8 protein-coding genes and 2 pseudogenes are annotated in these 15,063 nt (G+C 66.8%); 3 read left to right on the top strand and 7 right to left on the bottom strand.

What is annotated here, in order from left to right:
• Window positions 1–258: 258 nt before the first annotated feature.
• The 4 genes and pseudogenes from J3R08_RS08465 to J3R08_RS08480 all read right to left on the bottom strand — a co-directional run.
• Window positions 259–2,358 (bottom strand): DUF262 and DUF1524 domain-containing protein, encoded by a 2,100-nt coding sequence (locus J3R08_RS08465; protein ID WP_209960610.1) that lies wholly within the window; start codon window positions 2,356–2,358, stop codon window positions 259–261.
• Window positions 2,359–2,619: 261 nt separating this feature from the next.
• The gene (locus J3R08_RS08470; RefSeq protein WP_209960612.1) at window positions 2,620–3,084 is read right to left on the bottom strand and encodes a hypothetical protein; all 465 of its coding nucleotides are present in this window, start codon (window positions 3,082–3,084) and stop codon (window positions 2,620–2,622) included.
• Between the two features lie 98 nt (window positions 3,085–3,182).
• A complete protein-coding gene (locus J3R08_RS08475) occupies window positions 3,183–3,626 on the bottom strand; it encodes a hypothetical protein (protein WP_209960614.1) in 444 nt (147 codons plus the stop codon).
• 498 nt (window positions 3,627–4,124) lie between these two features.
• A pseudogene (locus J3R08_RS08480) lies at window positions 4,125–4,352 on the bottom strand (transposase); the annotation flags it as partial.
• 268 nt (window positions 4,353–4,620) lie between these two features.
• Here J3R08_RS08480 and J3R08_RS32630 point away from each other — a divergent pair.
• The gene (locus J3R08_RS32630) at window positions 4,621–9,813 is read left to right on the top strand and encodes an NACHT domain-containing NTPase (protein ID WP_209960616.1); all 5,193 of its coding nucleotides are present in this window, start codon (window positions 4,621–4,623) and stop codon (window positions 9,811–9,813) included.
• Window positions 9,814–9,874: 61 nt separating this feature from the next.
• On the opposite strand, the gene J3R08_RS08490 is transcribed toward J3R08_RS32630, so the two are convergent.
• Window positions 9,875–10,186, bottom strand: coding sequence for a hypothetical protein (locus J3R08_RS08490; RefSeq protein WP_209964515.1), 312 nt, complete (start codon window positions 10,184–10,186; stop codon window positions 9,875–9,877).
• 53 nt (window positions 10,187–10,239) lie between these two features.
• A pseudogene (locus J3R08_RS32635) lies at window positions 10,240–10,891 on the bottom strand (endonuclease/exonuclease/phosphatase family protein); the annotation flags it as partial.
• 291 nt (window positions 10,892–11,182) lie between these two features.
• Between J3R08_RS32635 and J3R08_RS08500 the strand changes: the two are divergent.
• Window positions 11,183–11,857 carry an HNH endonuclease family protein gene (locus J3R08_RS08500; protein ID WP_209960618.1) on the top strand — a complete coding sequence of 225 codons (675 nt, stop codon included), beginning with the start codon at window positions 11,183–11,185 and terminating at the stop codon, window positions 11,855–11,857.
• A gap of 192 nt (window positions 11,858–12,049) precedes the next feature.
• Here the strand turns inward: J3R08_RS08500 and J3R08_RS08505 are convergent, their stop codons facing one another.
• Window positions 12,050–12,958 carry a DUF6745 domain-containing protein gene (locus J3R08_RS08505; protein ID WP_209960620.1) on the bottom strand — a complete coding sequence of 303 codons (909 nt, stop codon included), beginning with the start codon at window positions 12,956–12,958 and terminating at the stop codon, window positions 12,050–12,052.
• Between the two features lie 245 nt (window positions 12,959–13,203).
• Between J3R08_RS08505 and J3R08_RS08510 the strand changes: the two genes are divergently transcribed.
• Entirely contained in the window at window positions 13,204–15,045 is a 1,842-nt protein-coding gene (locus J3R08_RS08510) for an Hsp70 family protein (RefSeq protein WP_209960622.1), read from the top strand.
• Window positions 15,046–15,063 lie beyond the last annotated feature (18 nt).

Below are 15,063 nucleotides of genomic sequence, written 5' to 3' on the forward strand. Positions count from 1 at the left end.
CCGGCTGCGAGCTCCGGCACGGGAAGCGTGGCTCGCGGCCGCGGATGGAGCGACGTCCTCGCTGAGCCGGCGCCGTACCTCGTCCAGCACGACGCGCCGGAAGCTGCTCGGCGCGATAGAGATGCTTTAAGGGCCTGTCAGCGCGCGCACAATTTCAGCTCGGCTGCGGCCCCGGTAAGCCGGTCTGCGCCAACCGGGCGCGATGAGCTGCCTGCGACTGGCTGTTTGTAGCTGTACAACTTAGCCCTGGTAGACCGCTCACTCCGCGATCTGGTACTCGTAGGCCTGACGAACCAGGCCCATGACGTAGGTGAAGTCGCTGCCCTCGTCGAGGCCGACCTCGACGTTGCCATTGCCCCAGTGCCCTCGCCCGGTGACGTCCCAAGCGAGGCCGCGCTCGTCGTGAAGGGACTCGAACGGCAGGTTGAGGCTGAGCCTGAGCCTGGCGACCTGCGGGACGACGTCGACGAAGTTGGTCTCTACCTTGTAGGCCACATACAGCTTGAGGAACTGCTCGGTCACGGTGGGATCGAGGGCCAGTACCTCAGACCGGAACTTTTCGAACAGCGCCCGACGAGCTGGCGGGAGCAGGTTTGGGTGGTCCTCGATGGAAAACGCTGTCTCGGCGCGCGGCTCCTGGAACTCCGTTATCACCTGGGGCGGCAGCTTGGGCATCTGCCAGATGTCGAGCGCGGCCTCGGCCAGGCGTGCTGCGCGGGATCGGATCGTGTCCGCGTTCCAGGTGTCGAGCTGACCGAGCCCTTGGTTCAGTCGCAGAGGGCTGTGCTTGAACCCTCCATCCATGTCGCGCTTGACGATGAAGGGGTGGTCGCTGTACTCGGAGTTGTATCCGGTGAGGGTCAGGTTGCCGAGGGTGTGCAGGTAGCGGGACTGGATCTCGCCCCAGTTGTCGCCGAGGGCGTCACGCCACTCTTGGGAGAGGTTCTCGTTCTGCGGAAGGATATGCTCGATTGTGTAGTCCTCGATCGTCACGCGCTCCTTGCGGTTGTGGTTCTCCAGGCGCCGGAAAAAGTAGGAACGGCGTTTGAAATGGTAGAGATCCGTGGTCTTCAGGGCTTCGGCGAACTCGGAGTCGGTGGGGAAGGCGCGGTAGCTCTTCATCGACAGGAAGTGCGCCTTTACACTGTCGAGGTAGCGGTCTTTTCGTAGTGCCTTCGCGAACGTGGCGAACGTCGTGTTGAGCGAGTTGGTGGGGACGCGGCACACAGCCCGACGGAAGATGTAGGACGTCATTAGGTCGACGATTTCGGCCACATCTCCGGTGGTTAGGGTGCCGAGCTCATAGTCGGTGTAGACCTCGAGCAGGAAGGGATAGACCACGTCGGCCTTGATCTCACGGAGGTCTTGGAAAGCAGCGGCGAGGTGCTGGTTCTTCTCCTGGCCGAGCGCTACCGCGCAGTACCGGCTGGAGTAGTCGCGGAGCTGACTGAGCAAGGGCTCCACCGAGCCGGTGTCGCTGGTTGCCGCCCGGGCGTAGGCCTTGAACGCCTCGTAGATGTCGCCGAGCCGGGGGATGGAGCCGGTTACCACCGTGAGGTAGTGGCGGACGAAGTCATCGAACTGGGCTTCGTAGGCGGCCTGGCCGAAGTCGCTCTCCATGGGGCGCCAGTACTGGGCGTAGAACCGCTCCTGGGTCGACGGCTCGAGGCCCATCAGCACGAAGTTGCGGATCAGGTCGGCCTGGGAGAGCTTGCGTCCGGTGGAGTTCATGGATTCGAAGATCAGTTGCGGGTTGTCCTGGGAGCGGTCCAGCCGGATGTCCACGACGACCAGCTTGGCTAGGCCCCGGCAGATGGTGCTGTGGTCGATTCCCGGAGTTCCTAGTCGGCCTTGAAAGAAGGCAAGGTTGCTCTCGATGCGCTCTGACCGGTGCTTGGGGAGCTGGGCGCCATCGACAATCGCCTTGAGGGTGTCGCGGTCGGTCTGCGAGAGCAGCAGCTTGAAGTAGCGATCATCTTCCTCGTCGTAGTTGACGAGGTACCGGTTGCGCAACTTCCTTGGCGAGAACCCGTCGAGTGGCTCACGGTCTTGCTCAGGGAGCTGGCCGAGGGCCTCGGCGAGCGCGGCGACCAGCAGCGTGACCGTGGTCAGGCGCTGCTGACCGTCGATGACGAGGTTCGGTTCCTGTGAAGTGAGGTTCGAGAGGCCCTTCTCGACGTGCACAATGGAGCCGATGAAGTGGGCGTTGAGGCTGTCGTCGGTTCCCGCCCTGACGATGTCGTCCCACAGCTGTGCGCACTCCGACTGCGTCCAGGAGTAGGTGCGCTGGTAGATGGGGATGACGAACTGGCTGCCCTTGGCGAGCAGGTCCAGCAGCTTAGTCTCCGATGCCTTCATTGCGGCTCCTCCCCAGAGGTGGTGTGCTGTCTGGAGTCAGGGCATCCGGGATGCCCAGTACCTGCCCGTGACTGCTCTCCACTCGCAGAGTACGAGAGTCGCCAATTCCTGAGAATCGCCAACGTGATCACGGCGGCGGGCGGGTCGTGCCGGCCCTCAGCCTGACGAGCGCAAGAAGAAGTCATCCGGTTGGTTGATGACAAGCGGGGTCCACGCAAGATGAGCGCGCAGCCAAACGCCCTCTGAGTCGCCGGGCGCACGTTAATGATCCGGGAGTCCGAGCAGGTCCCAGCGGTGCCGCCATTGGGCGATCCACTCGGTCTTGATCTTGTGATGCACCGATTCTGGATTGACTGGGCGCTTCCCCCCGTGTTTCAGAAGAAATTGTCGGTGTCGTTTCGCGACCTCTTCGTGGACCCACGATGCCGGAGCAATGTAAAAGTCAGAGGGATCTACTCCGAGATCCACGAACACCCAATAGTCCGCGCCAGTCATGTCTCCGTCCGACTGTTGCCCCTCTCGGGTCGAGGTCTGCCAGTCACCGGATGTCTTGGAGGTCACCTTGGCGCGGATAGAGGCTGGCGAGTTGGGCGAACCGAAAGAGGTGGTGATCGTCAGCATCCTTCCGTGCCGTTCGATGCTGCCTCCTCGCTTTTCGATCTCAGCGACAACGCGACTCATGCCAGCCTCGAAGACCTGGTGGGTGTTGATCCCCTTACGCTCCATGCAGGATTGTTGCACGTCCAGAGCCCGACGGCTCTACTCGAACCCGCTCGGGCCAGTGCCAGGTGCAGCCGGCCTTGCCGGACTCGTCCGTTGCCGCCCTAGCGGACTTTCCAGGTGAGGGGCAGGCCGCCGGACGGTGCGAACTCCACCGATGCGATCCGGGTCTTCGGTGGCAGCTCGAAGGTCAGCCACCCCCGCTTACAGGCACCCGCCCGTGGTGTGGCGAGAGCGCTGAGGCTGTCAACGAGGTTGGGTGAGCGCGCGCCGACCTGGACGTTCCAGAAGGTGTAGGTCCGAGAGTCCGTGTCGACGAGCTGGAAGTCGCTGATGCTGAACCCGTAGCCGTCGCCGTCCGTGGTGCCGTTCGAGCAGGCCTTGATGTCGGCGACCGCGAACTGCATGCCCTTCGTTCGGATCCTGCTGGCGACGTCGTCCTGCGCCTGCACCGGGAACTTGACGCTGTAGACGGTCACGTCGCCCAGGTCCGTTGTCTGCTTCTGGCCGAGCTTCGGCGCGGCCGGCGCCGGCGTGCTGGTGCTCACGGCGGGCGACGGGGACAATGAAGCGGTCGGGGAGGGCGATGGGCTTGGCGAGGCGCTGACAGAAGGCGTCGTCGAAGCGCCGGCGCTTTGTGGTTCGCCATCCGACCCGCAGCCGGCCACGACGAACAAGCCGAGTGCAGCGGCCAGCGCGGTGAGGCGGGGGTCCGTGTGTCTGATCATCACCGTCGGTTTCGTCTCGTGGTGGAGCTCCGGCCGCCGCCTCGGCTTGTCAGGCCGGATGGTGGGGGGCCAGTTCGCTACGTGAACGTAGTCGACGGCGACGCCGATGTCGTGTCGGGATCCCGACCGTTCAGACCGTTGCGCGGCGCCGCGCTGCAGTCATCAACCACGGAGGCAACAGATCCTGTTGGCCGCCGTGGCGACCGGCTGCCTGCTCGCAGCCATAGGCAATGCTCGCCCCACGGCGTGTTTTCAAAGGTTCACAATCATTGGAGTAGTGCGGCGATGGTGACGGTGGCCCTGTACGACGTTGCGGTCGTATCGGGTGGCGACGCTGCGGCACTGTTTGAGCCGGTTGAAGCAGCGTTCGACGACGTTGCGCTGCTTGTAGAGCTGCTTGTCGAACACCGGTGGCCGGCCGCCTCGGGCGCCTCGTCTGCGGCGGTTGGCCTGCTGGTCAACGCGTTCGGGGACCGTGCGGGCGATGCCGCGTCGACGCAGGCTGGTGCGGATGGCCTTGGAGCTGTTGCCCTTGTCGGCGATGAGGCAGCACAGGGCGGTACCTGTCCCGCTGGACCTGACCTATCCCGCCTTCGGCACACCAATCGTCGTGCAGGCACCACCAGCCGAGCAGATCGCCGGCACCAGGGGATCGATCATGAGGGCCACCCGACACACCAAGCCACTGGTCCGCCATGGGAGGCAGTACCGTCCCGCCGAGCTTGGGCCGTCGCCACCACTCCACTGGTGGCGACGGCCCAGCGTCGCTGGGTTGCATAGAGTGAGTGTTTCGGGCGGTCGGGGAGGTAAGACGGTGGGGATCACAAGCGAGTCCGAGGCTCATGATCAGACCGAAGCGATCCTCTGGGGTGCGCCGACCGGACCGCTGCCCGAGCCGCCGGTCGGGACAAACTCCCAGGTGCTGCCTCTCAGGAGGTTGACCTGGCCTGACGCTGAGAAGCTCTTCCTGCGTCTTCTGCAGACTGTTCGGCCGGTCACGTACGCGAAGTTGTTCGGCGTGCCCGGCCAGGGTCAGCAGGGCATCGACGCGTATGCACGCTTGCCCCTGGATCTGACAGCTGCCGACGCCAACGGCCGGGACTACATCACGCTTCAGTCGCGTCGGGTGCAGGCGTTGACCGCTACCAAGATCAAAAAAGCGGTGGACGACTTCCTGAAGGGCGACTGGTCGGACAAGACCCGCGTCTTTTACTACGCGACGTCATACGACCTGCAAGACGCCAAGCTCGACGAGGAGCTCCGGACGCAAGGCGATCGTCTGGCCGCGCTCGGGGTGACTTTCGTCCCTTGGGGCGTGCAAGAAGTATCAGCACTACTGAAGGACCATCCACGCATCGTCGATGACTTCTTCGGCAGGAGCTGGGTCGAGGCCTTCTGTGGTCCTGAAGCAGCCAAGGCGTTGGCGAAAAACCTGCCCGCTTTGGAGAGCAGGGAGCTGCGCACGCGGTTGCGGCAGCTCTATCAGGCGGTGTTCTCCGCCCAAGGCGGCATACAGCAGACGGAGGCCCCTGCCTCCGAGCAGCAGTTCGTCATTGTGAATGTGGACCCGCGGCCCCAACAGCGCGGCGTCGTCGACGTTGAGCAGCCGAACACCGAAAGCTCGATCAGATCGGAGCATCCAGAGGACGGCTTCACCTACGTCGCCTCGCGCCTGGGCGCTCGCCGCCAATCATTCCGGTCGGCCCAGCAGCTCATCGCCGCCGCCACGGCGGACGGGCCGAGTGCGCAGGGTGCGGTGCCAGCCGACGAATGGCTGGCCGCAGGCAAGTACCGGCTCGTCATCGGCGGCCCGGGCGTGGGCAAATCGAGCTTGCTGCGGTTCGCGGCGGCCGACCTACTCGCCGAACTGCCGCAGTCGATTACGCTGCAGCGCGAGCACGGCGGCGACCTTCCCGTCTGGCTGCCCTTCGGGTTCCTGTGCCGGCACCTCGACGCCTCGACGGAGAATTCACTGGTCTCCGCGGTCGAAGCGTGGCTGTCGTCGCAAAGCGCCGCCGATCTCTGGCCGCTGGCCCAGCGGGCGCTGCACGACGACCGGCTGATGCTGTTCGTCGACGGCATCGACGAGTGGAGCGACGTCAGGTCAGCCGAACATGCCCTCGGCGTCCTCGAGGCGTTCCTAGGCCGCTCGAACGCCGCTGCGGTGCTCTCCACCCGCCCTTACGCCGTCGACCGGCTCAACTGGCAGCGCCCCTGGGCCCACGCCCAGATCACGCCGCTGACCGACGGGCAGCGCCGCAGCATCGCCGCGGGGATTCTGCAGCGAGGCACGGCTTCGGAGGTTGATCCAGAACCACGGCTGCACTGGGGCGCCGGCGTGGAGGCCTTCCTAGCCCAGCTCGAAATTTCCGCCGACCTCGCTCAGCTGTCACGGTCGCCGCTGTTCCTCACGCTGCTCGCGACGACCTGGCAGGGCGAGCCGTTACCCCGCCAAAGATTCAAGATCTATACCCGTCTCGTCGAGCTGCTGATCGAGAAGCATCCACAGATGCGACAGCGGGCCTCGCACGCTCGCGGCGGACCGCTCCCCGCCGCCGACGCCAGCACACTGTTCGCCGCGGTCGCCTACCGGCTGCGCCTCAAGGACGCCGCCGGCGTCGCCAGCAAACAGGATATGCGGAAGATCATCGTCGAGTCGATGATCGATGACGAAGTCCTCGGATACCAGCTGGCCGAAGCCCGACGGCTGGCCGACGCGGTCCTCGCGATGGCCGAAGAAGAATTCGGCCTTATCGTCTCGCACGGCGCCGGCTCCTACGGATTCCTGCACCGCGTCGTGCTCGACCACCTGGCCGGCCAGCACCTGGCGATGCTGGCGCCTGACAAACAGCTCGACGTTGTCCGGCGGTTCGTTCACGATCCTGCCTGGCGCGACGTGCTGCTCGCCCTGCTCAGCGCACAGGTCAGCCCGCACACCACCGAACCCCTGCTCGCGGCGGCACTGAACGTTGGTGATCACGTCTGGGCGGACCTCGATGGATACGAGCTGCTGGCCGACGCGCTGGCCGCTGGCGTCAGACTCACCCCCCGCGCTCAGGCTGCCCACACCAAGGACCTCGTCGAGCGGGTGGAGAATCACCCCTACGCCCGGCACCGAGCCAACCTGATCACCGCGCTGGTCGCAACGCTCGCGAGCCCCACCGTCAGCAACCAGCTCTTGCCCATCATGAAACGGTGGCTCACCGCGCCGCGTCCTGAGCCATCCGCGATCATGTGGGCGCTGCGCAATCTGCCCATCGCCGACGAACAAGCGGCCAAGCATCTTCTCTGGGGCTTACGGCATCCCAGCGACGAGGTGAAGATCAACGCGGCTGGAGCTCTCGCCCGACGGCTCGGTGGACAGCCGCACCTCGTCCCGCCGCTGGTAGCGCTCACCGAGACGGGGCCCAGCTCGGCCACCCAGGCGGCCGCGATCCGTGCTCTTGGCGAAGGATGGCCGGATGCTCCGGACACCGAGCGCCTGATCGAGTGGTGCCGACACCAGCCGTCCACTGCGCTGCGGCTGGTAGCGCTGAACCTGGTTTTCAAGGCCGCTGAGCCACGAGACGGCTCCGCGTTCCGGTCGGAGGAGCGCGCCTGGCTGCTCTCCATGCTTTACCACGAGGACTACAGGACGGGGCCCTGGCCAGCCGCGGATCTGGTCGCCGCCTGCGCCGCCGGGAACACCGACGCCGCCGCCTTCGCGCTGGAAACCCTCCAGACTAATGGACGGACCGGGGGTGATCGTGGTCTTGCGTGGCATCTGGCCTGCACGGTCTTCGCCGATGATGCCCGCTTCAAAGGCTGGGTCGCCGAACAGTTGGCCAGCGAGGACGAGCACAGCCTGATCCTCTACAACCTCGGCGCGATCCCCAAGCAGTGGCGCGACGACCCGGCCTTCGCCCAAGCCCTACGTCCGCGACTCCAGGACGACCTAGCGAAACTTGCTTCTTTCGGCAGCGCTGGTCTGGCCACCGCGCTTCCGCCCAAGCAGGCCGCCACGGTGCTGCTGCGAGGCTTGGATGGTCTGCGCCCGTACGGGGCGGCCCACGTACTGGCCGACAAATACGGCGACGACGAGACCGTCCGCGAGGCGCTAACCGGTAGGCTGCGAGGCCCCTACAAGCAGGCGGCCCCCCTGGCCGGCGTAGCCATTGATGTGCTCGGCCCCGAAGTAGGATTCGCCGTCCTCGTCTCGCTGCTGCGCCAGTCGGCCGAGGAGGGACACAGCGAGCATCGCATCGTGGTCGCCGGAGCTGTCGCCGAGGCATGGAGCCGTCTGACGGCGGCCGAGGATGAGCTCGGCTCCGGAGCAGCACAGCCTGTCCTCGCCGGCTACGACCCGGCCGAACTAGCCGCCTTGTGCACAGCTGGCGAAGCCCACTCTCTGACCTGGCATGTGGACGCTGTCATCAACGCCTGGCCGTCCCAGCCCGCCGTACAGGACCTCGCCAAACAGCTCATCGACGACGTTCGAACGCTCACCTCCGGCATCCCTGACACCATCCCGGTCGCCATCCTCCGCAGCTATTGCACCCGACACGACGCGAGGTCACGGGACCTCTGCGTCAAGGTGTGGGCCCAGCTCGGGCACGTGGAACCGGAACTACGCGAAGTGCTGACGTTCGAGCTGACCCACAGTGCGCTCACCCTTGACGAACTCGTCGAGGTGCTATCCGAGTGGGAAAAGGAGCCCGACTCCGAAGTCCGCCGCATTGCCTTCATCGGTTTAGTTCAAGCGATCAAACGGCATCAAAAGGCGAACGACCAGACGGCCGGCACAGACGTGATCACCGACCACATGCAGTGGTTGCTGCAGAAGATCAAAGCTAACCTCTGCGCCTATGGCCCCGACCTCGACGACCTGCGGCAGCTGGCATGGACCGGCATGCTGATGCTCGGCGACATCACGCTCATCCACGGCATCACCGAGTGGATCGGCGAATCCCGCCCGGTCGCCGTCACGCTCACCAAACTCCCCGAAGGTGCCACCGACCAGATCTTGGTCGACCTCATCGCCGAGCATTGGGACCGTCTACGCGAGCACTTCGGCGACGACCTATACCAGCGCCTCAGCCGAAGCTCCGGCGACCGCACTAGGAACGTCGCGGACCGCCGGCACGACGTCATGGCGGCCCTGGCGACGACAGCTTCCCGGTTCCCGGCCATCGCCGAGATCCTGCGCCACGAGGCCGACACCGATCCAAGACTCCGTGAAGACCCGAACTTCCTACTCTGGGCCAAGCAGGAGAATCGCGGCGACGAAAACGTTCTGCGTGCCCTGGCCGACAAGCTTGGTGCCACCACGCAGAGCTGGGCGAACCAGGTGCGCGAGGCGGTGCTCGACAGAGATAGCTGGACCGTGCCCGACGACACCTTCAAAGCGGTGCTCACCGACGACGCGCACACCGACCCATCCGGCGCTCGGTGGTACAACGGGGCCAAGCTCGCCGCCTACGTGGAACTCTTCCCCAACGACGCCGTATCCGTCACCGCATTCCGCAACCTGGAAGCATGGTTCCGCGACGACGAGGCCCGCCGCGCGCCGCGAGAATGGGACGACACGTTGGCGTTGGCACTCGCGCTCGCTCCCTCGCAGGACCTTCCTGTGATCTTCCTCCGTATTCATGAACGCTTCCGCCACCCCAGGATGACGCATCTCCTCCCTACCCTGCTCAACCCCCTGATGCGGCGCCTACGCCGGGACGCAATCGCAGTCGACGCCTTCAAGAACGCCGTCCGCGAACCGATGGGCATCGCGCAGCAAACTCCTCTGTTCGGGATCGAGGCGGATCCCATCGCCCAGCAATGGCCAGATATGGTGCCGGCGCAACGGGCCTATCTCTTCGCCCTAGCCCTACGGCAAGCAGGAGCGCTGCCACACCACGAAGCCGCCGACGTGGTGCAAACTCTGACGTCCATCTCGCCGGACATCGTCGTGGACAACCCATTCACCGAATGGGAAGGGCCGCTGCGTCTGGCGGTCCTAGATCTTCTGCACGGCTAGGTGAGTGCGGTTAGGTCAGGATGTTCTACGGTGGCGGCGTAGCGGTTGCCGGCGGCGATGCTCAGGCCGAACAGGTCGGCCAGGCGTCGAAGTCTCCATTAGTGGCCTGGGCTTCGTCGAGGATGCGGTCCTGGCGGATGTCGGTGGTGGACAACCGGGGTCCGGCGGCCTTGCAGATCCAGGTTCGGCTGACGGGAGGGTCGGTGTTGGCGGTCCGGGTGGTCACGAATAGGTAGGCGTTGTTGGTGCTTGGCCACCGGCTGCGGCGGTGGCCAAGCCAGGCGGCCAGCGCCTGCTGGACGGGCTCGGCCAGGGGCATCGCCAGATCATCGACGTGCAGCACTCGGTCGCGGACGTCGGTGAGCCGCAGCATCTGCACCTGGCTGGTGCGCAGTCCGTGGAAGGCGATGAGCGCGGCGACTGCGGCGTGCGCGGGGGTTGGAGGTCGCGGGTTGCCAGGATGTGGTCGATGAGCTCGCCGTTGCCTTGGTAGATGCGGGAGTATGCGCGGGCTGGGGGGAGGCATCGTCCGAGGTCGTACAGCCGGACGGCGTCGCCTTTGTCGGGGCGGTTGACGTCTCCGTCGGCTGGGCCTTCGAGTAGGACGGTGGTGATGGCGTCAGGGCCGTCGTTGAGGTCGCCGCAGAGGATGGTCGGCGTGCCTGGTTGGCCGTTCACGGCGGCTGCGGCGAGGGTTTCGTTGAGGTGTACGCGCAGGGCGACGGCTTCGGCGGTGCGTCGCAGGAGGGCGTAGCCGGCGCCGCGAGCGCGTTCGTCTTCGTTGAGGGGGTAGCGTCGCCCGCCCGGGTAGGTGAGCAGTGAGGGGATGCCGGGCGAGGACGGCGACGCGGACGCCGCGGCTGTCCGGGTGGGAGGACACGATGGCCTGCCAGGGCTCACCGAGGGCAGCTTGCAGGTCCTGTGCGGCCCGGAGGCTGCCGATCTCTTGAAGGGCGACGACGTCGGTGCCGGTGCCGGCGATCAGACCGGTGAGGTAGGTGAGCTTCGCGGTGTAGGTGTCGGCCGCCGACGTGTCGGTGTCCTCGGGTGGGAACAGGTTCTCCACGTTCCATGTCATGACGATCAGGTTGTTGGCCACCGTCGCTCCCGAAATTGCAGGTGTAGCGCCAGCCTGAGAGTCGCACTCTAGGACGTCGGATCGTCGCTGATCGCCAATTCGCCGCTATCTCGACAGGCACGATCGGCGGCAGGGCAGCGGACAGGCGAGTTCCCCGAGGTCGATGATGCGGATAGGGAACGGTTGTGGTCAGTGTTCGCGGGAGCCTTTCCCGCTCTTTACAGTGGTGACTGTCGATGGACATGATGGGGCGAGATGCTCGCTGTCCACCCGGATGCCGAGGAGGCCTTCATGCGACTCACCCGACGACTCACCACATCTGCGGTGGCGCGGCGTGCCCTGACCGGAGCGGCGGCGGTCATGGTCGCCGGCGCTGGCCTGGTCGCCGTCGACGCCTCGGTGGCTTCGGCGACACCTCCCGGTATTCCGTCCAAGGCGAGTGCCCAGTCGCAGCTCAACGCTCTGACGGTCAAGAGCGAGGGGTCGACGAGTGGGTACTCCCGGGATCTGTTCCCGCACTGGATCACCATCAGCGGGGCCTGCAACACCCGCGAGACGGTCCTCAAGCGTGACGGCACGTCCGTGGTCACCGACAGCAGCTGCGCGGCGACCTCGGGCCGCTGGTACAGCCCGTACGACGGCGCGACCTGGTCCGCCGCCTCCGACGTCGACATCGACCACGTTGTGCCCCTCGCCGAGGCATGGCGTTCAGGCGCCAGCGGCTGGACCACCAGTCGACGGCAAAGTTTCGCCAATGACCTGACCCGCCCGCAGTTGATCGCCGTGACCGACAACGTGAACCAGTCCAAGGGTGACCAGGACCCGTCGACGTGGCAGCCGCCGCTGTCGTCGTACCGCTGCACCTACAGCAAGATGTGGATCACCGTGAAGTACAACTGGGGGTTGAGCCTGCAGTCGTCGGAGAAGTCCGCGCTGCAGAGCATGCTGAACACCTGCAGCTCCTAGCCTTTCCGCACCCCTCCGGGGCTGACGGCACGAGCGCCGACGCACGGCAACCCCTGAGCCGCTCGTCATCCGCCCCATCTGCGCGCCTGCGGATGGCGGCGCCGACGCGCTGGAGGGCGGGTCGCCACACCGGACCCGCCCTCCAGCGCCGAGACGCAATCGGAAGGGGCGTAGGTGCCGCCGGCGGGGTGGTCACCCGGGTGGGACGACGGCGCCGTCACGGGCCCACAGGGTGCTGCCGTCGGGCCAGACAACGGCCGGCTCGTCGACGCCGTGCAGCAGGCCGTCGCCGGTGACTCGCAGAACGGTGGGGCGCTGCATCATCACGGCCACCCCGGATAGGGGCCACCACGGCCCGGCCGCCAGTGCCACGTCACGGCATCCCTCCCACCCTGGGGTGGGTGCCGTGCCGAGCACCTGCTGGTAGGTGTCGATCGCGGCGAGCACAAGCCAGTCGGGGTAGAGGTTCCAGGCCGGATCGAAGAACCAGTCGCGAGGATTCAGGCAGTAACGGATCACGGCGCGTCCCTCGTCGTTGCGCTTCACGATCGTCTGCTCGTCGCTCCAGAACCAGGCGAATTGCATGATGTAGCTGCCGGTGAGGGTGCGGTCGACCGCCGCCCAGATCGGGCCCAGCACCTGCTCGTACACCTGCCGTACCGCCTGCAGTACCGGTGTGAGCGCGGACCGCTCGCCCTTGGTGACCGGGTTGCAGAGGTACCGGTGCTCCATCAGGTTGTAGCGGGCCTCGAAGCCGTCGTAGCGCTGCTCGCCGTAGTAGCCGTGCCATTCCATGAAGTCGTGGAAATCGCCGAAAGCGGTGAACTGGTCGTGGTCGCTGGTCTGCTCCCAGATCGGGGCTCGCGTTGCTGCCAGCGCATTGTTGAGGGCGTCGCGGCGGATCGAGGCGACCAGCGACGGGTGCCCGTCGTCGAGGAGCTGCCGCACCTGCTGCAGGGCGGCCGGGGGAGAGGGGCACCACAGGAACCGCGACGGCTCGGGATGCCCGGCGCTGCGGTAGGCGAGGCGGACGGCTGCCTCCGCGCGCGCCTGGTCCGCGGGCTCGCAGGACAACGCCGCCTGCGTCCATCGGTTCGCCACGGCTTGTCCGTGCGCTGAGATCGGATTGGTGGAGTCATGCATGGTGTCCTCCTGACGAATGATCGATGGTGCGGCATGCCGTTGACGATGCCGCTGCAGGTCAAGTGGCCACGTGCGACCTGGAGGAACCAGGGCCGATCGTCAGTCCCGGCGTTCGCTGTTGTGACCGTGTCGGGCACCAAGGTTGGTTGCGGTGAGTGATTCAGGGATGACGTGAATGAGATCTTCATGTTTGACTGACATCCATGCGATCGGGGCAGGTGCGGCTGGCGATCGACTACGGCAGCGCCGACACCACCGCCGTACTGGCATGGCCGGACGGCACCTGGACGCCGCTGCTCTTCGACGGCGAACCCGCCCTGCCCAGCGCCGTCCTCCTCAGCGAGGACGGCACCACCGTGACCGGCCACCACGCCTGGCGGGCCGCACCGGTCACACCGCACCGGTTCATCCCGCACCCCCGCCAACCCTCCGAGCAGCGCCTCACCGTCGCCGACACCGACGTCGACCCGCTCGACCTGGTCGCCGCGACCCTGCGCCACGTCGCCGAGCAAGCCCACCAGCTCGCCGGCACCGGCATCGACGACGTGCGGCTGGTCGTCCCGGCAGGCTGGGGCCCGCGACGCCGCACCTGGATGCGCCACGCCGCGCACCGCGCCGGCCTCCCACCACCACAGTTGATCGACGCGCCGACCGCCGTCGCCGGGCACCTGCTCGCCACCGGCCTGCAGCTGCCCGTCGGCGCCTACATCGCCGTCTGCGACGTCGGCGCCACCGCCGAAGTCAGCGTCCTGCGCCGCGGCCCCGCAGGCTTCGAAGTCCTCGCCACCCTCGCCGACCCGACCGCCGGCGGCACCGCCATCGACGACGCCCTCACCACCACACTCACCACCAGCCCACCCGGCACCGGCGGGCAACGATGGGCCGTGACGGCCAGCCTCCGCGCCGGCAAACACGCCCTGACCGACCATCCGGCCGTCACCGTGCCACTACCCGACGGGCCGGCCGTGGTGCTCCACACCGGCCTGCTCGACCAAGCCGCCCAGCCCGTCCTGCACCGCATCGCCCACCTCACCACCGAAGCGATCACCGCCGCGGAACTCACACCCCGCGACCTCACCGGCGTCTACTGCGTCGGCGGCACCGCCCGCCTACCCCTGCTGGCGAAGACCCTCACCGACGCCGGCATCACCGGCACCCTCGTCGACCAGCCCACCCTGGCCGCAGCCCGAGGCGCCGCCGACGCAGGCGCCACCAACACCATCGACCCCACCACGACCGAAGAACCTCTACCGCCGGTGCGGCGCGCCGCCGCGATCGCCCTCCCCGGCTTCGCCTCCCTCGCCCTGGTCTCCCAGTTCCTGCTCACACCTGAGTGGCGCGGCTCCCTCATGTACCGCGAAGCGATCCTCAACTGGGGCGAGATGACCATGGCCGCCGTCTTCGCCGTCATCGCCTGCCTCAGCGCCGGCACCGTCCTCGCCTCCACCATCGCCAACCGCACCACCACCCCGACCAGCCCCGGCATCCACACCGGAACCGGAATCCTCGCCGCGGCCTCCCTCGGCGTCGCCGTCAGCGGCATGTACGCCGTCGTCGGAAGCCTCTACGTCGGCTACCCCGTCAACGGCTTCCTGCGCTGGACACTGCTACCCATCACCCCGACCATCACCGCCGCCGCCGTCATGGCCCTCATCGCCGCCCGGCAATGGCGCACGCCGGCCGGCGGATGGTCGAAACTGCTCGCCTTCCCCACCAGCTCCGTGATCACCGCCGCTGCCGGGATGCTGCTCATCCAATACAGCCTGACCGCCGACCGGTGGCCCCACCTGATCCTCTGGATCGACCTCGCCGGCCGAGTCGGAGGCTTGCTCCTGGGCATCGGCACCGTCATGGCCGTCGTGTCCCAGCCGATCCTGCGCCTGATCCTCAGCGCACCCCTCGCCGTCATCACCGCCGCCCTGGTCTCCTGGCCCGCCTCCGGCATCCTCGGCGCCATCTACGCCATCGCCGTGACCACCTGGTGGCTGCGCCAGATGTGGACCCACCTGCTGCGTCCCCACCACCCCCACCGGCCGCCGCAATGACTCCACCAACCGGATACC

Source organism: Micromonospora sp. HB375 (assembly GCF_017872985.1).
Lineage (GTDB): Bacteria > Actinomycetota > Actinomycetes > Mycobacteriales > Micromonosporaceae > Micromonospora > Micromonospora chalcea.

What these genes read in the sequence shown, in the direction of transcription:
- J3R08_RS08490 (WP_209964515.1), bottom strand. Translation starts at nt 10,186, where the DNA reads ATGCTGCGGCTCACCGACGTCCGCGACCGAGTGCTGCACGTCGATGAT.
- J3R08_RS08510 (WP_209960622.1), top strand. Translation starts at nt 13,204, where the DNA reads ATGCGATCGGGGCAGGTGCGGCTGGCGATCGACTACGGCAGCGCCGAC.
- J3R08_RS08465 (WP_209960610.1), bottom strand. Translation starts at nt 2,358, where the DNA reads ATGAAGGCATCGGAGACTAAGCTGCTGGACCTGCTCGCCAAGGGCAGC.
- J3R08_RS08470 (WP_209960612.1), bottom strand. Translation starts at nt 3,084, where the DNA reads ATGGAGCGTAAGGGGATCAACACCCACCAGGTCTTCGAGGCTGGCATG.
- J3R08_RS08500 (WP_209960618.1), top strand. Translation starts at nt 11,183, where the DNA reads ATGCGACTCACCCGACGACTCACCACATCTGCGGTGGCGCGGCGTGCC.